This window comes from Haloplanus ruber, assembly GCF_024494725.1.
Lineage (GTDB): Archaea > Halobacteriota > Halobacteria > Halobacteriales > Haloferacaceae > Haloplanus > Haloplanus ruber.
Genome location: NZ_JANHDK010000001.1, coordinates 1,309,233 through 1,324,403, shown reverse-complemented (window position 1 = coordinate 1,324,403; position 15,171 = coordinate 1,309,233). Strand labels below are relative to the sequence as shown.

The window sequence follows — 15,171 nt, the reverse complement described above, 5'->3', positions numbered from 1 at the left end:
ACTTCCTAACTCCACGTTAGCTACGCACGTATATAAACCTTTTGACGGCTAATCGCAGTACGGTGTCGGGGTAATCTCGTTCGATAAAATTGCGGTTCACACGACTCGCTCCCGCGGACGGGGTTTATACACCTCCCTGCGCTATCGGTCGTATGGAGACGGTTACACACCACGGCCGGACGACGGCCTACCGGCGACACGACCGGGGTGGCGGCGGGGCGCCGATCCTCCTCGTCCACGGCAGCGGCGGGACGAGCGAGGTCTGGAGTGGGCAGACCCGCCTCGCCGACCGGCGGCCCGTGATCGCCGTGGATCTGAGCGGCCACGGCGCGAGCGACGACGTCGACGCCGCGCCGGGGTACGAGACGCTGTCGGCCTACGCCGACGACGTCGCCGCCGTCGCCCGTGAGACGAACGCCCGCGTCTGCTGTGGGCACTCTCTCGGCGGTGCCGTCGTCCTGACGCTCGTACTCGACCGTGATATCGATCTCTCGGGGGCGGTACTTGCGGGGACGGGCGCCAGACTCGCGGTCCTCGAGGATCTGCTTCGGTGGCTCCGGACGGACTTCGAGCGGGCACTCGAGTTCCTGCACGGACCGGATCGGCTCTTTCACGACCCCGACGCGGCGCTGGTGGCCGCCTCGGAGGAGGCGCTCCGCGAGACGGGACAGGCCGTGGTCCACCGGGACTTTCGGACCTGCCACGAGTTCGACGTTCGCGGGCGACTCGACGACGTGACGGTCCCGACGCTCGCGGTGGTCGGGGAACACGACGCCTTGACCCCGCCCTGGTATCACGAGTCGCTCGCCGAGTCGATCCCCGACGCAGAGTGGACGACCGTCTCCGACGCGGCCCACATCGCGATGCTGGAACGGCCCGCGGCGTTCAACGAGGCCCTCTCGGCGTTTCTGGAGCGAATCGCCACGCATTAGCGGGTCGGCCGCGAAGCCACGGGCGTGCCACACCGCGTCGAGCGAACCGACCCCGACGGCGTCGACTTCGGGTGGGTGATGCAGGTGACGTTCGTGACGACCATCGTCGCCGGCGCGCCGCTGGTGGCGGCGCTCTCGACGACGACGACGCTCCCGACGTGGGGTGCTCGCGCCGCCTTCGCCGTCCGGGTCGGGGCGCTCGTCTGGTTCGTCACCGCCGTCCTCGCCTACGGCTACGCTCGGCGGGCGGGCGACGACCCCGACGACGCCGACGCCCGGAGCGGGACCGAGTGATCGCCGGCCGGAAACTCTTTGCCGCGGACACGACACCTCCCCGTATGATCGACGAGACCATCGAGGAGATTCAGCGGATGCAGACCCACAGTTCGTCGGTGGTCGCGGTCAAAGCCACCGCCGCGCTCCGCGAACTCCTCGACCGGGACTACCGGAACGTCGAGGCCTACGAGCGCGACCTAGAGCGGAACGCCGGTGCGCTCCGCCGGGCCAACCCCTCTCACGCCTCGCTGCACAAGGCGATGCGGGAGGTCGTCGAGGCGGTCCTCGGCGCGACCGACACCGTCGAGGCGGCGAAATCTCAGACCGAAGCGGTGATCGACCGCGTCACCGAGACAATCGAAACCGGCAAGCGGCGGGCCGCCGCGGAGGCCGCCGAGACGTTCGAGGACGGCGAGACCTTCCTCACCCACGACTTCTCTTCGACCGTCTTGGAGGCTATCGAGACGGCCGCCGCCGACGGCCGGCACCTCACCGCCTACGTCACCGAGGCGCGTCCCCGCTATCTCGGCCGCAAGGCCTCCCGCCGACTCGCCGAGATGGACCGCGTCGAGCCACACCTCGCCGTCGACAGCGCCGCCGGCCACCTCCTTGACCGGTGTGATCGGGTGATCGTCGGCATGGACTGTATCGTCGAGGACACCCTCTACAACCGCGTGGGGACCTTCCCACTCGCCGCCGCCGCCGACGTGGCCGGCGTGCCGGTGACGGTGGTCGGCTCGCAGTCGAAGATCATCGCGGACGACTTCGTCTTCGAGAACGAGTCTCGCCCCCCTGCCGAGGTGATCCGCGAACCGATCGAGGGCGTCCGGATCGAGAACCCCGCCTACGACGCGACACCGATGTCGTTGGTCGACAACGTGGTCACCGACCAGGGCCACTACGACGACTGAGGGCGTCGCTTCCCGACGGCTACCGCCGGATCAACTCGGAGAGTCGGTCCCGGAGCCGTTCGTCGGGACCGAGCCGAAGGTAGTACGCGTCGCCGTCGTCCTCGTAGTAGCTCTCGATGCGACGCTTGATCTCGAAGCCGACCGACTCGTAGAAGGCGAGCGCCCGTTCGTTCGTCGCCCGGGCGTGACAGGTGACCGTCCGGTGTTCCTCGGCCACCTCCGCGATCAGCCGTCGGCCGAACCCCTCGCCGCGCCACTCGGGGGCGACGGCCAGAAAGAGGATGTAGCCGTCGCGCCTGGTCGTCGCAAAGCCCACGAGGTCGTCGTCGAGATAGAGGAGATGGGTCTTCGCCCGCCGGTACGCGTCCATGAAAAACCGCTTTCGCTGTTTCAGGACGTTCTCGGTCCGGCGGATGCGCTCTTTGAGTTCCCAAGCCTCGGCGGCGTGATCGGTCGCCCCGGGGCCGTCCACGCGCTTCTCGACGGTGACGCTCACTAGAGAACTCTAGACGCATCGGACGTTATAACTTCACCGTCGGCGTCTATCGTCGCCGGATTCTCGCCGCGCCGTCCTCGTCAGAAGGCTCGGTCGAGGTAGTCCGACTCCCACTCGCCGTCGTCGTCGGTCGACATCGCCCACTCGCTGCGCTTGACTTCGAGGTACGACCCGAAGAGGGCCTCGCCCATCGCCGACCGGAGGACGTCGTCGTCCGCGAGCGCATCGAGCGCGTCCGCGAGCGTGCTCGGGAGGCGTTCGATTCCACGGGCCGCACGCGCGGACTCGTCGAGGGTTGTCGGATCGCGGTTCAGCGGCTCACCGGGGTCGAGTTCGCGCTCGATTCCGTCCATCCCCGCCGCGACCAACGCCAACTGCACGAGATAGGGGTTGGCCGTGTTGTCGGCCGGCTTGAACTCGACACGGGTCGTCGCCGCGGGTGCGCTCCGACTCGCTGACGGCACGCGAATCGCCGCCTCGCGGTTGTCCTCGCCCCAGCAGGTGTACGCCGAGGACCACATTCCCGGCGCCAGCCGGTCGTACGACTCTACCGTCGGGGCCGTCACTGCCACCAGCGCCGGCGCGTGTTCGACGAGGCCGCCGACGAAGTGTCGCCCCGCCGCCGAGAGCGGGTACGGCCCGTCCGCGTCCGGGTCGTGGAGGACGTTCTCCCCCTCTCGCCACAGCGACAGGTGGATGTGACAGCCTGTCCCCGGCAGTTCGGGGAACGGCTTCGGGCGGAAGGTGGCGTCGATGCCGTGGTCAGCGGCCACCGCCCGCACCGTCTCGGCGAACCGGACGTAGTCGTCCGCCGCGGCGACACCCGTCGCGTGGTCGATGACGAGTTCCTGCTGCCCGGGACCGTACTCCGGGTAGTACGCCGACAGGCCCATTCCCTGGTCCTTGAGAGCGTCGACGGTGTCGAGGACGACGTCGTGGGTGCGACGCATCCCGTCGGTCGAAAAGCAGGTGCTGTCGTCGAGGGGAACCGACTCGCCGTCCTCGGTTCGCGTGTAGTAGAACTCGCTCTCGTAGGCCAACTCCGGTGCGTACCCCTCGGCCCCCAACTCCTCGAGGTACCGGCGGAGTTGCGCGCGCGGCCCGGCCGCCCACGGCTCGCCGTCCAAGTCACGCAGGTCCGCGAGCATGAGCGCCGCCCGGTCGTCGTACGGCAGGACGGTGAACGTCTCCGGGTCGGGGACGACCCGCACTTCCCCCGCCGGCCCGAACCGTCCCTCCGGGGCCAGGCGGTCCAGAGCGTTGAACGACTGCATCGCGTGGGTGACGTTCGCCCCGTCGGTCAGCGCCGTCGGCAGCGACTCCCGGTCGACGACCCGTCCCCGCGGCACGCCGCTGTTGTTGACGAAGACGACCCGTACCAGTTCCACGTCCTCCGCGTCGGCCCGCCGGAGAACTTCCTTGCTCGTCGTCATACGTCGTGACGACGCGTGTCGTCCCCGTATTCCGGGGCGTATCGGCAATTGCTTCCCCTTTCTGGTCGAGCAAGCGTTTTGACCCCCCCGCCCCTCGTTCCGGCGACAACCGTCGATGAGCTTCGAACTCCGCCCCCACACCGCCGACGTCGCCGTCGCGTCCCGTGGCGGGACCCTCGGCGAGGCTTTCGCCGCCGCCGCCGACGGCCTCGCGGCGGCGATGTGTGACGAGATTCCGGAGACTGGTGAGCGCTTCTCCCTCACGGTCCGCGCCGAGGGCCGGGAGGCGCTCCTCTTCGACTATCTCGACCGACTCATCTACGAACGCGACGTCCGAGGGGTGCTCCCCGTCGACAACGAGGCGACGGTCCGGGAGGCTGACGGGGAGTGGACCGTCGAGGCGAGCGCTCGCGGCGTCCCGCTCGGAGCTATCGCGGCCCGCGACGTGAAGGCAGTGACCTACTCCGAGATGCGGGTCGAACGCGTCGACGACGGCTGGGAGACCTACGTCGTCCTCGACGTGTAGTAACGTATTCCCGCGTCGACCCCCTCGGGGCGCGTATGACCACACGCGAGTTCGACGGCATCCGCCTCGAACGAGTTCGGGAGCACGTCTGGGAGATTCCCCGCGAGGGAGAGATGCGCGTTCCGGCGCGGGTGTTGGCCAGTGAGTCACTGCTCGAACGGATCGGCGACGACAAGACCCTCGAGCAGTTGACGAACGCGACTCACCTGCCCGGGATGACCGGCCAGGCCATCTGCATGCCCGACGGCCACCAGGGGTACGGCTTCCCTGTCGGCGGCGTCGGCGCGACGGACGCCGAGAACGGCTGTATCTCGCCGGGAGCGGTCGGCTACGACATCAACTGCGGCGTGCGGATGATGAAGACGAATCTCACCTACGACGACGTCCGCGGCCGCGAGGAGGAACTCGTCGAGTCGCTGTTCGCGAACGTCCCCTCGGGGCTGGGTGGCGGCGGCATCGTCGACGGCGATATGCCGACCGTCGAGGCGGTCCTCGACCGCGGCGTCGACTGGGCCCTCGAGGAGGGGTGGGCGGTGCCCGCCGACCTCGAACACTGCGAGGACGAGGGGCGCCGCCCGGATGCCGATCCCGACGCCGTCTCCCAGAAGGCGAAGGATCGCGGCAAGAACCAACTCGGCAGCCTGGGGAGCGGCAACCACTTCCTCGAGGTCCAGCGCGTGACCGACATCTACCGCGACGACGTCGCCGCCGCGTACGGGCTGGAACCCGACCAGATCGTCGTCCTGATCCACTGTGGGAGCCGGGGACTTGGCCACCAGACCTGCACGGATTACCTCCGAAAGATCGAGCAGCGCCACGACGACCTGCTCGGGGCCTTGCCGGACAAGGAACTCGCCGCGGCCCCCGCCGGCTCCGAGCTCGCGGAGGCGTATTACGGCGCGATGTGTGCCTGTATCAACTTCGCGTGGGTGAACCGACAGCTGATCATGCACCGGACCCGGCAGGTGTTCGAGCGGGTGTTCGACCGCTCGTGGGAGTCGATGGATATGCAACTGCTCTACGACGTGGCCCACAACATCGCGAAACGGGAAGTCCACGAGGTCGACGGCGCGGAGCGCAAACTCTACGTCCACCGAAAGGGGGCGACGCGGGCGTTCCCCGCCGGTCACCCCGAGGTGCCCGCCGCCTACCGCGACGTGGGCCAGCCGATCATCATCCCCGGAAGCATGGGTGCAGGGAGCTACGTCCTGCGCGGCGGCGAGGCGTCGATGGATCTCACCTTCGGGTCGACCGCTCACGGCGCCGGCCGTCTCATGAGCCGAACCCAGGCCAAACAGGAGTTCTGGGGCGAGACGGTCCAGGACGAACTCCGTGACCAGCAACAGGTCTACGTCAAGGCCCAGAGTGGTGCGACCGTCGCCGAGGAGGCGCCGGGCGTCTACAAGGACGTCGACGAGGTGGTCCGCGTCTCCGACGAGTTGGGCATCGGTGACAAGGTGGCGCGAACGTATCCCGTCTGTAACATCAAGGGGTAGGCTCCCGTCTCAGGGGTCGAGTTCGACGTACTCGCTCTCGGGGATCGGGTCGACCGGGTCGCCGCCCTCGAAGCGGACGTAGCTCAGGTAGAAGGATTCGCCACAGCCCTCGACGTCGTCGTCACGCAGGGTGCCGTCCGCGCCACAGACAAAGCGAACGCCGTTCGCGGCCTCGATATCTCCGTCGGCGTCGGCGTACGTCCACCCTTCGAGCGGATAGGGCGTCACCGACTTGTCGGCGAGATACCCCTCGCGTTCGATCTCGACGATAGCCTCGCAGCGCGGACAGTGGTAGGTGACCGGATAGCCCATGTCGTCGGTATGGGCGAGCGGGACTTATACTGTCGGCCACGACCCCGGCGCCGCACCGGTCGAAAGTAATTTTAATAACCGATAGTTATCTGTCCGCATGGAACTACCGACGCCGCAGGACCTGCGGGAGCGCCGGACCGCCCTCGACTTGACACAGAGTGCGCTCGCGGAGATGGCCGGCGTCTCTCAGCCGTTGATCGCGCGGATCGAGGGCGGGGACGTCGATCCACGGCTGTCGACGCTTCGACGGATCGTCGCGGCGCTCGACGAGGCCGAGGGGGGTGTCGTCCGCGCGGAGGATCTGATGAACGAGACGCTGGTCAGCGTCGCGCCGGACGACGCCGTGACCGACGCCGAGCGCCGGATGGAGGAGGCGGCCTTCTCGCAGTTGCCGGTGTTGCAGAACGGACTCCCCGTCGGCTCGATCAGCTTCAGCGATATCCGCCACGAGGGCGAAAACGTCGGCCAAAAGGCCGTCGCGGAGATCATGAGCGAGCAGTTCCCGACGGTTTCGCGGGAGGACTCGGTCGACAAGATCAGCAACCTGCTCGACTACTACAAGGCGGTCATCGTCACCGAGAGCGGAGAGGCGGTCGGCATCATCACCGAGGCCGACATCGCGTCCGAACTGTCGTAGGCGACCTGCTACAGTTCCAGCCCGCGGATCGAGACACCGGTCCCCGACTCGACGCGGCCGATCACGCGGCCGTCGACGGCCGCCGCCAGCGACTCGGCGTCCGCCGGATCAAGCGCCGCGACGAACCCCGTCCCCATGTTGAAGGTGCGGTACATCTCCTCGTCGGAGACGTTGCCGGTCTCTTGGACGAACTCGAACACCGGCTGCGGGTCGAAGGCGTCCTCGATCACGTAGCGGGCGTCGCCGAGACGGTCGAGGTTCGTCCAGCCGCCGCCGGTGACGTGTGCCGCGGCGTGGACGCCGTGTTCCCGCATCGGGTCGAGGAGGTCGGTGTAGATGCGCGTCGGTTCGAGCAACGCGTCGCCGAGGCGGTCGTAGTCACCGAACGGGCAGGGGTCGGTGTACGATCCCTGGCGGGTGACGGCCTCCCGGGCCAGCGTGAGTCCGTTCGAGTGGATTCCGGCGGACGGCACGCCGATGAGTGCGTCGCCCACCTCGGCGTGCCCCGGGAAGATGGCGTCCTTGGCCGCCAACCCGGCACACGTTCCCGCGAGGTCGAGACCGTTGATTACCTCGGGCATCACGGCCGTCTCGCCCCCGACGAGTTCGATCCCGGCACGCTCGGCGCCGGCGGCGAGGCCCTCGCCCACCTGCTCGGCGAACGCCTCGTCGGGTTCGTCGACCGCGAGATAGTCGACGAACGCGACCGGTCGGACCCCAGCGGCCACGAGGTCGTTTGCGTTCATCGCGATGCAGTCGATGCCGACAGTGGAGTAATCACCGAGCGCTTCGGCGACGAGGAGTTTCGTCCCGACCCCGTCGGTCGCCAGCCCCAGGTACCGGTCGCCGATATCGAGCAGTCCCGCGTAGTCGCCGTCGCTCTCGCCGACGGCGTCGACGAGGGCGGCGGTGGCCGCCTCGCTCTCCGCGATGTCGACGCCGGCGGACGCGTACGTGAGTTCCTCGTCGTCGTCGCTCATGCGGTGGACGCCGTCGGCCGACGGCAAAAGCACACCGCTTGCGCCGGCCGAGGTATTTGGTGCTTCGTGCGCGAGAGACAGTATGGACCGAGCCTTCCGCGTCGGCGCCGCCCTGTCGGTCATCGGCGTCTGTGGCTACCTCGTGGGCGTGGCCGTCCCGTTCCCGGGCCGGGCGTTCTCGATCACGGCGGTCATGGTCGGGGTTACGCTCGTCGCCGTCGGCGAGGGTTGGAGGACGACGGCATGACGGTCCGGACGGTGGTCTACGACCGACGCGTCGTCGAGGGACGCGAGGGGACGGGGCTGGAGGCGTTGCGCGAGGCCCGGACCGCGACCGGGACGACGTGGGTTCGCGTCTCCGCGCCCACCGACGAGGAACTCGACCGGGTGGCCGAGGCCTTCGACCTGCACCCCCTAGAGATCGAAGACGTCCAAGGCACCCCCGCGCCAAAGGTCGAGGCGTTTCCGGATCACACGTTCGTCCTGGTGAAAAGCGCGCGCCTTCGCGGGGGCGAGACGACCTTCGAGGAGGAGATCCGCGATCAGCCGGTCGGTCTCTTCTTCGGTCACGACTGGATCGTGACGATCACCGCCGAGGAGACGGCGGCCGTCGGAAGCGTCTGGGAGCGCGTCACCCGCGAGGAACCGCGACTGCTCGGCAACGACGCCGACTTCACCGCCTATCGGGTCATCGACGCCATCGTCGACGAGTACTTCGACATCCTCGACGAGATCGGTAGCGATATCGAGGCCGTGGAAGACCGCATCATCGACGACCCCGACACGGAGACCCTGGAGATACTCAACAGCCTCCGACGGGAACTCCTCTCGATCCGGCGGATCGTCTGGCCGACCCGCGACGCGGTGAGCGTCCTCGCCAGAGGCGACGCGGCACACGTCCGCTCGGGGACCCAGAAATATTATCGCGACGTGTACGACCACCTCGTCCAACACGTCGAACTCGTCGAGACGTACCGCGACTTGGCCAGCGGTGCCCGCGATATCTACCTCAACACGCTCTCACAGTCGACAAACGAGGTGATGAAACGGCTGACGGTCGTGGCGACGATCATCCTCCCGCTGACGTTCGTGGTCGGCGTCTACGGCATGAACTTCGGCGGCGGGCCGTACAACATGCCCGAACTCGGGTGGCGCTTTGGCTACCCTGCGGTCATGATGGGAATGGGCCTCATCGCCGCGGTCATGCTCGGCTACTTCCGTTCGTCGGGGTGGCTCTAATCACGGGTCCAGCCGACCGTCGGGTATCGCCCGACCGTCGGCCGCCTCGACTTGGGCCGCGGAGTCGTTCGGCCGAGATAGCGGCCGGCCCGCCGGAGCCACGCGTATCCTGTGGCCCGCGCGGCGTCAGTCGTCGGCCGGATCGTCGGCGACGTCGGTCACGGCCTGGCCGCGGGGTTCGGTGGTTCGCCAGGTTCCCCGTCCGAACCAGACGTAGGCGATGACCGCACCGACGACGTTCGAGATCAGGAAGGAGACCCAGATCCCTGGCGGGCCCATCACCTGCGAGGCGAACCAGGCGATTGGCAGGCGCACCCCACCGAGCATCGTCACCGCGATAGCGGCGGCGGTGAGCGTCTTGCCCGCCCCGCGGAATCCGCCGTTGTACGAGCGCATGATGCCGATGAAGCCGAAGGAGGGGGCGACATAGCGGAGGAACGTGGCGCCCACCTCGATCACCTGCGTGTCGTCGGTGAAGAGTGCGACGATGGGGTCGGCGAAAAACCAGGTCACGACGCCTGCGGCCGCGAGGACGACGAAGGTGGTCCGAGCGGCGACCCGGGCGGTCAGGGCCGCACGGTCCGGTTTCCCGGCGCCGATATTCTGACCGGACATGGTCTCGACGCCGCGGGCGACGGCGATGGCGGGCAGGAAGATGACCGAGAACACCCGCACGCCGATGCCGAAGGCCGCGACGACGGGCGTCGCGAAGGTGCCGACGATGAACATGAGGAGGTTGATGGCGACGGCTTGGCCGGTCCCCTCGACGGAGGCCGGAACGCCGATTCGGAGTAGTCGTCGGCCGTACTGGAGGTCGGGAACGACGTCTGGGAGCCTGATCCGAACGCCACGGCGCCCGGTGAACATGATCCAGAGGCCGACCACGAGCGCCAGGCCACGCGAGAAGACGGTGGCGATTGCCGCACCCTCGATGCCCCACTGCGGGAACAACCACCACCCGAAGATGAGGAATGGATCGAGGACGACGTTGAGCGCCACGGACCCGAGCATGACGAGCATCGGGGTAACGGTGTCCCCATATCCGCGCATGAGAGAGACGAACACGAGGAAGCCGAACATGAAGAAGATGCCCAGCGAGATGATCTCCATGTACCCCGTCGCGAGGGGTAACACGTCGGGTTCGGGTCCCAAGAGAGCGAGGACGTCGCCGACGAAGACGTAGGCGACGGCGCCGACGACTACCGAGACGACGGCCGCGAACCCGACGGTCTGGGAGGCGGCGTACTCGGCCTCCCGCTGTTTGTCCGCGCCGGTGTACTGTGCGACGAGGATGCTCCCCGCTACCGCCAGCCCCATTCCCAGCGAGATGATGAGAAAGACCATCGGGAAGGCGAAACTGATCGCCGCGAGGGCCTCCGTGCTGTACTGGCCGATCCAGAACGTGTCGGCGAGGTTGTACGCCGTCTGCAGGAGATTCGTCACGACGATGGGCAAGGAGAGATAAAACAGGGGCAGCCCCACGTCGCCCTCGGTCAGGTCGAACTCCTCGCGGGACTTGAACAGGTCACCGAGATTCATCGACCCGCCTCCCGAGGTGGTCGTCGACGAACGCACGAATCGCCTCACGCACCCCATCGTCGGCTCCGAGGGCGACCCGGCGAGAGTGGGCGCCGTTGAGGAGGGTCACGAGTAGCGTTGCCGTCGTCTCTATGTCGGTGTCGGCACGGAAGGCACCCGACTCGACGCCGTCGCCCACGACGGATCGCACCTCGTCGGTGAGGTAGTCGTCGAACCGCGACAGACGCTCGCGAAACGCCTCGTCGTGAGGCGCCTGTGCCTTCACCTCGAAGAGAGCCGTCCGGAGTTCGCGGTGCGTGTCGGCTCGCGGCGGGTCGAGGGCGGCGTCGATCAGCGCGTCCAGTCGCTCCCGCGCCGGCCCGTCCTCGGGGGCAGCCACGCGGTCGGTGTAGTTGGTAAAGAGGTGATCGAGGAAGGCAAGCAGGAGGCCCCGCTTGGTGTCGTAATGGTAGTGGAGGGCGGGCTTGCTCTTTTCCCACTCGTCGGCGATATCCTGCATCGTCAGGTCGGCGTAGCCGTGCCGGCAGAGGGCCCGATAGGTCGCACACATGATGTCGTCGGTCGGTCGGGAGACCGAGTCGTCGCCGTTCACACCGTAACTGACCGGTCAGTCAGCAAAAGGCTTCGGAACTCCGGCCGCCCCGATCAGAACCCGACGCCGAGGACGAACACCACGTAGACGGCGACGACGGCGGCGGGAACGAACGACGCGACGAAGACGGGCGTGCTCCAGTCCAGAACGGTCCGCCCGTCGAGCGGTCCGAAGGGGACGAGGTTGAACGCCGCCAGAAAGAGGTTGATGGCGACGCCGCGGCCACCGAGGAGGGCGAGAAAGGGGGAGCCGACGAGGGCGCCGGCGACGTAGATGGGGACGAACACCAGCGCGAGAAGCCCGTTGGTGACGGGGCCGGCGAGGGCGATAAGCCCGTGTTCGCGGGGCGTGAGTCGCCCGCGGTGGTGGACGGCGCCCGGCGCGGCAAAGAGGAACCCGACGAGCGCGCTCATGACGGCCAGAAACAGCATGCCGTAGTCGGCGCGGAACTCGGCGATCTGATCGAAGCGGACGGCGACGACCTTGTGAGCGATTTCATGGAGGAGAAATCCGAGGCCGGCGGTGATGAGCGAGATCAGGAGGGGACCGATCACGCCTCGATCCAGCAGCATCGCCACGGCGCGGCTCCCGCCGCCCGCAAAGAAGATGGCGAAGGCGACGCCGAGGGCGATCCACGCGATTCCCAGATCACGGAGTTCACGCGCACTGAACCGGAGGGTCACGTGACGATCCTCCAGAGCAGTTCGGCGCTGTTGCGTGCGCCCTCGATCATCAGCCGGGTGACACCGTCGACGCCGCCAATCTCCGTCGCGAACAGCGGCAGGACATACACCGCAAACAGGAGGCTGGCGATCATACTGCCGACGTTGGTCATCGCGACGACCATGATGAGTTTGAACAGCGGCACCTCGAACATCTCGGCGACGAGCTGGCGGATGGGCGTCTCCTCGTCGCTCAACAGTTCGTTCAGCGTGCCGATGTCGGAGACGTTGACCGGGTTGTGCCGGAGTTCGACGTAGCCGGTGAACCACCCCGGCGCGAGAAGCGGGTTGACCGAGGTCATCCACGCGACGAGACCACCGACGAGCGTCGAATCCCACCGGGCGCCGGCGAGTCTGGCGAGTCCCGCCGCGAAGACGCCGTTGACGACGAACCACGCGGCAAAGAGCCGAAGCAGGAAGCCGTTGCGGACCCCCGCCATCGCCAGGAGGACGAAGAAGGCGACGAAGCCGACGGAGACGAGAACGCCGACCGCCTTCAGCCAGGGGACGCCGCCGCCCGAGTCGGTGCCGACGAGTGACTCCCAGGGCGGCAGCGTCTCGGGCGCGTCGAGGTAGCCCTCGATGCCCTCGCGGTGGCCGGCGCCGACGACGGCCACCACGTCCCGGCCCGTCTCGCGGAGTCGGATCAGTTCGTGAGCGATGTAGGCGTCGCGCTCGTCGATGAGTGCGCGGGCGCCGGCGGGACTGAAGGCCCGAAACTCCTCCATCATCACGCTCACCACGTCGGCGTCGGTGAGTTCCTCGACGTCGAAGTCGTCGAGTTCGTCGGCGTCGGCGGCGCCGTAGCCGGCGCGGTGGGCGAGCCAGCCGGTGACGAGGCCGACGCTCACGCCGCCGGCGAGGCCGAGGGTGAGGCTGCCGACGACGCGGGCGACGAAGGGGCCGAGCGCGCCGACGGCGCCGTCCGCGAGGCCGAGGCCGACACCCCCGAGCAGGCCGGCGGCGACGCCAACACCGCCCGCCGCAACGAGCGCGTCGTTCGGATCGAGGACGGTGTCGGCAAGCGTATGGGTGACGAGGCCGGCGGCGAGCGCGAGGAGGACACCCCCGGTGATCCGGGTAAGGAGCGGGACGGTGAGACCGAGCGAGGGGCCGAACAGCCCCAAGAGTGGGCCGGCGATCACGCCGGCGGCGACACCGAGTGCGAGGCCGATTCCTCTGGCGTCGGTGACGCCGAAGACGAGGCCGCCGACGAGGCGTGCCTTTTCGAGTGGTCCCAGCCGCGCCCAGAACCGCTGGATCGTCGTCTGAATGTCGCGGTCCACGAGGGCGACGTCGATGCAGAGTTCCTCCGCGGTGTCGACGGCGGCCATCATGTCCGCGCCGGGCGTGACGTCGAACTTCTCGCCGAGGCGCGACTGGACGTACGAGAGCATCCAGTAGGCGAGAAACTGGAAGACGGTATTGCCACGTAGGAGGTCGCCGGGTTCGATGTCGTCGGGTGTCTCGCCCTGGAGTTGGCGGTAGCGGCCCTCGTCGAGTTCGACCGCGACTGCGTCGGGCCGTTCCTCCTCGATGGCCGCTTCCACCTCACGGACGCTTTCGGCCGAGACGTGTGCCGTGCCGACGACGCGGACGCGACCCTCGCGGTCGGTCGACGCCCCCTGGTCGTTCATCACCGGTCGCTACTGGGGCACGCTTTTTACCCTTGTCGGAGAGAGGCGGGGTATGGTCTCCATCGAGAACGAAAGCCGGCTTGCATCGACCGGCGGACGGGAGACGGCGCTCGCCTGCGTCCGCGCGGGGGTCGAGGCTGCCCGTCCCGACCGCGTCGTCGCCGAGGCGGTCAGCCTCGACGACGACCGACTCCGCGTGGGCGACGCCACCTACGACCTGTCGGGCGTGACCCGTATCGTCGTCGTCGGGGGTGGAAAGGCGGCCGACGGCGTCGCGTCGGCGCTGGAGACGGTCCTCGGCGACCGCATCGACGCCGGCGCGGTCGTCACGCCGGAGCCTGGCGACGGCGACCGGATCGAACGGTGGCGTGGCGACCACCCCGTCCCCAGTCGGGCGGGCGTCGAGGGGACCGAGCGCCTCCGCGAACTCGTTGCCGACGCCGACGAGCGGACGCTGGTCCTCGCAGTCATCACCGGCGGGGGAAGCGCCCTCCTGCCCGCGCCGGCCGAGGAAATCACGCTTGACGCCCTGCAGTCGACGACCGACGCGCTCCTCGATTCGGGCGCGGAAATCGGCGACCTCAACGCGGTCCGCAAACACCTCTCGACGCTCAAGGGTGGCGGCCTCACCGAACTCGCCGCCCCCGCCCGCGTCGTGAGCCTCGTGTTCAGCGACGTGGTGGGCAACGATCTGAGCGTGATTGCCAGCGGGCCGACCGCCCCCGACGGGTCGACCTACGCCGACGCCCTCGACGCCCTGGACCGGTACGGCGTCGATCCGCCGGCCGCGGTTCGGGAGCGACTGGAAGCGGGGGCGGCCGGGAGCCTCGCCGAGACGCCGGCACCGGGCGACCCTGTCTTCGACCGGACGGCGAATCACGTCCTCGCGGACGCGTTCACGGCCATCGACGCCGCACGCGAGGTGGCGGCCGACCGCGGATACGGAACCTGCGTCCTCTCGTCGTCGGTACGGGGCGAGGCCCGCGAGGCGGCGCTGACCCACGTCGCCGTCGCGGAGGAGGTGGGCGCGACGGGCAACCCCATCGAGACGCCGGCGGTCGTCCTCTCGGGCGGCGAGACGACGGCCACCGTCCGGGGCGACGGCGTCGGCGGGCCGAACGCCGAGTTCGCGCTGGCGGCGGCCGTCGAACGCCCCGCAGGAACGACCCTCGCCTGCGTCGACACCGACGGCCGCGACGGCAGCAGCGACTTCGCGGGGGCACTGGTCGACGCCGACACCGTCGACGACGTCGCGGCGGCCCGCCGGGCGCTCGCGGGCAGCGACGCCTTCGGCTACCTCGACGACCGCGAGGCGGTCATCACAACCGGCGCCACGGGCACGAACGTCAACGACCTGCGTGTCATGGTCGTCGAGTAACCCCCAGCGACGAAACGCTTATGATGTTTTAGGGTGGCCTAAAACGTATGGCAGAGGTGTGTCCC

At 68.5% G+C, this 15,171-nt stretch carries 17 protein-coding genes; 9 read left to right on the top strand and 8 right to left on the bottom strand.

The genetic code is table 11. The features are described 5' to 3' along the window. The first annotated feature begins 152 nt into the window (after nt 1–152). From NO878_RS07105 to NO878_RS07095, 3 genes are read left to right on the top strand one after another with little or no spacing between them, the layout of a single operon-like run. On the top strand, nt 153–932 hold the full coding sequence (locus NO878_RS07105) for an alpha/beta fold hydrolase (RefSeq protein WP_256405261.1): 780 nt from the start codon (nt 153–155) through the stop codon (nt 930–932). 24 nt (nt 933–956) lie between these two features. Then, nucleotides 957–1,226 carry a DUF5822 domain-containing protein gene (locus NO878_RS07100; RefSeq protein WP_379824102.1) on the top strand — a complete coding sequence of 90 codons (270 nt, stop codon included), beginning with the start codon at nt 957–959 and terminating at the stop codon, nt 1,224–1,226. 44 nt (nt 1,227–1,270) lie between these two features. Then, nucleotides 1,271–2,119 carry an eIF2B alpha/beta/delta subunit family protein gene (locus NO878_RS07095; RefSeq protein WP_256405260.1) on the top strand — a complete coding sequence of 283 codons (849 nt, stop codon included), beginning with the start codon at nt 1,271–1,273 and terminating at the stop codon, nt 2,117–2,119. Between the two features lie 19 nt (nt 2,120–2,138). Here the strand turns inward: NO878_RS07095 and NO878_RS07090 are convergent, their stop codons facing one another. Both NO878_RS07090 and glnA2 read right to left on the bottom strand, forming a co-directional pair. Further along, complete coding sequence (locus NO878_RS07090) at nt 2,139–2,615, bottom strand: GNAT family N-acetyltransferase (RefSeq protein ID WP_256405259.1); 477 nt, start codon at nt 2,613–2,615, stop codon at nt 2,139–2,141. A gap of 80 nt (nt 2,616–2,695) precedes the next feature. Beyond that, nucleotides 2,696–4,048 (bottom strand): gamma-glutamylputrescine synthetase, encoded by a 1,353-nt coding sequence (glnA2, locus tag NO878_RS07085; protein WP_256405258.1) that lies wholly within the window; start codon nt 4,046–4,048, stop codon nt 2,696–2,698. 115 nt (nt 4,049–4,163) lie between these two features. Between glnA2 and NO878_RS07080 the strand changes: the two genes are divergently transcribed. Together NO878_RS07080 and NO878_RS07075 are read left to right on the top strand one after the other, a co-directional pair. Further along, nucleotides 4,164–4,574: an archease gene (locus NO878_RS07080; protein ID WP_256405257.1), complete on the top strand. Its 411-nt coding sequence runs from the start codon at nt 4,164–4,166 to the stop codon at nt 4,572–4,574. A 35-nt stretch (nt 4,575–4,609) separates the two neighbouring features. Further along, entirely contained in the window at nt 4,610–6,070 is a 1,461-nt protein-coding gene (locus tag NO878_RS07075) for an RtcB family protein (RefSeq protein ID WP_256405256.1), read from the top strand. A 9-nt stretch (nt 6,071–6,079) separates the two neighbouring features. Here the strand turns inward: NO878_RS07075 and NO878_RS07070 are convergent, their stop codons facing one another. Next, complete coding sequence (locus tag NO878_RS07070) at nt 6,080–6,382, bottom strand: DUF7969 family protein (RefSeq protein WP_256405255.1); 303 nt, start codon at nt 6,380–6,382, stop codon at nt 6,080–6,082. A gap of 97 nt (nt 6,383–6,479) precedes the next feature. Here NO878_RS07070 and NO878_RS07065 point away from each other — a divergent pair, with 97 nt between their 5' ends. Next, nucleotides 6,480–7,019: a CBS domain-containing protein gene (locus tag NO878_RS07065; RefSeq protein ID WP_256405254.1), complete on the top strand. Its 540-nt coding sequence runs from the start codon at nt 6,480–6,482 to the stop codon at nt 7,017–7,019. A gap of 8 nt (nt 7,020–7,027) precedes the next feature. Here NO878_RS07065 and purM read toward each other — a convergent pair whose 3' ends face one another. Continuing rightward, entirely contained in the window at nt 7,028–7,999 is a 972-nt protein-coding gene (purM, locus tag NO878_RS07060; protein ID WP_256405253.1) for a phosphoribosylformylglycinamidine cyclo-ligase, read from the bottom strand. An 82-nt stretch (nt 8,000–8,081) separates the two neighbouring features. Here purM and NO878_RS07055 point away from each other — a divergent pair, with 82 nt between their 5' ends. After that, nucleotides 8,082–8,246 (top strand): hypothetical protein, encoded by a 165-nt coding sequence (locus NO878_RS07055; protein WP_256405252.1) that lies wholly within the window; start codon nt 8,082–8,084, stop codon nt 8,244–8,246. Continuing rightward, nucleotides 8,243–9,238 (top strand): magnesium/cobalt transporter CorA, encoded by a 996-nt coding sequence (gene corA, locus NO878_RS07050; RefSeq protein ID WP_256405251.1) that lies wholly within the window; start codon nt 8,243–8,245, stop codon nt 9,236–9,238. Before NO878_RS07055 ends, corA begins: the two co-directional genes overlap by 4 nt. A gap of 126 nt (nt 9,239–9,364) precedes the next feature. On the opposite strand, the gene NO878_RS07045 is transcribed toward corA, so the two are convergent. Genes NO878_RS07045 through NO878_RS07030 form a run of 4 tightly spaced genes read right to left on the bottom strand, consistent with a single transcriptional unit; the run spans nt 9,365 to nt 13,728 of the window. Next, nucleotides 9,365–10,777, bottom strand: a complete 1,413-nt coding sequence (locus tag NO878_RS07045; RefSeq protein WP_256405250.1) for an MATE family efflux transporter — start codon at nt 10,775–10,777, stop codon at nt 9,365–9,367. Continuing rightward, the gene (locus NO878_RS07040) at nt 10,764–11,369 is read right to left on the bottom strand and encodes a TetR/AcrR family transcriptional regulator (protein ID WP_256405249.1); all 606 of its coding nucleotides are present in this window, start codon (nt 11,367–11,369) and stop codon (nt 10,764–10,766) included. Before NO878_RS07040 ends, NO878_RS07045 begins: the two co-directional genes overlap by 14 nt. Nucleotides 11,370–11,422: 53 nt before the next feature. Next, nucleotides 11,423–12,052: a zinc metalloprotease gene (locus NO878_RS07035; protein WP_256405248.1), complete on the bottom strand. Its 630-nt coding sequence runs from the start codon at nt 12,050–12,052 to the stop codon at nt 11,423–11,425. Next, a complete protein-coding gene (locus NO878_RS07030) occupies nt 12,049–13,728 on the bottom strand; it encodes a TraB/GumN family protein (protein WP_256405247.1) in 1,680 nt (559 codons plus the stop codon). The genes NO878_RS07035 and NO878_RS07030 overlap by 4 nt, the downstream gene beginning before the upstream one ends. Nucleotides 13,729–13,780: 52 nt before the next feature. Between NO878_RS07030 and NO878_RS07025 the strand changes: the two genes are divergently transcribed. Beyond that, nucleotides 13,781–15,106: a glycerate kinase type-2 family protein gene (locus tag NO878_RS07025; RefSeq protein ID WP_256405246.1), complete on the top strand. Its 1,326-nt coding sequence runs from the start codon at nt 13,781–13,783 to the stop codon at nt 15,104–15,106. The last annotated feature ends 65 nt before the right edge of the window (nt 15,107–15,171 follow it).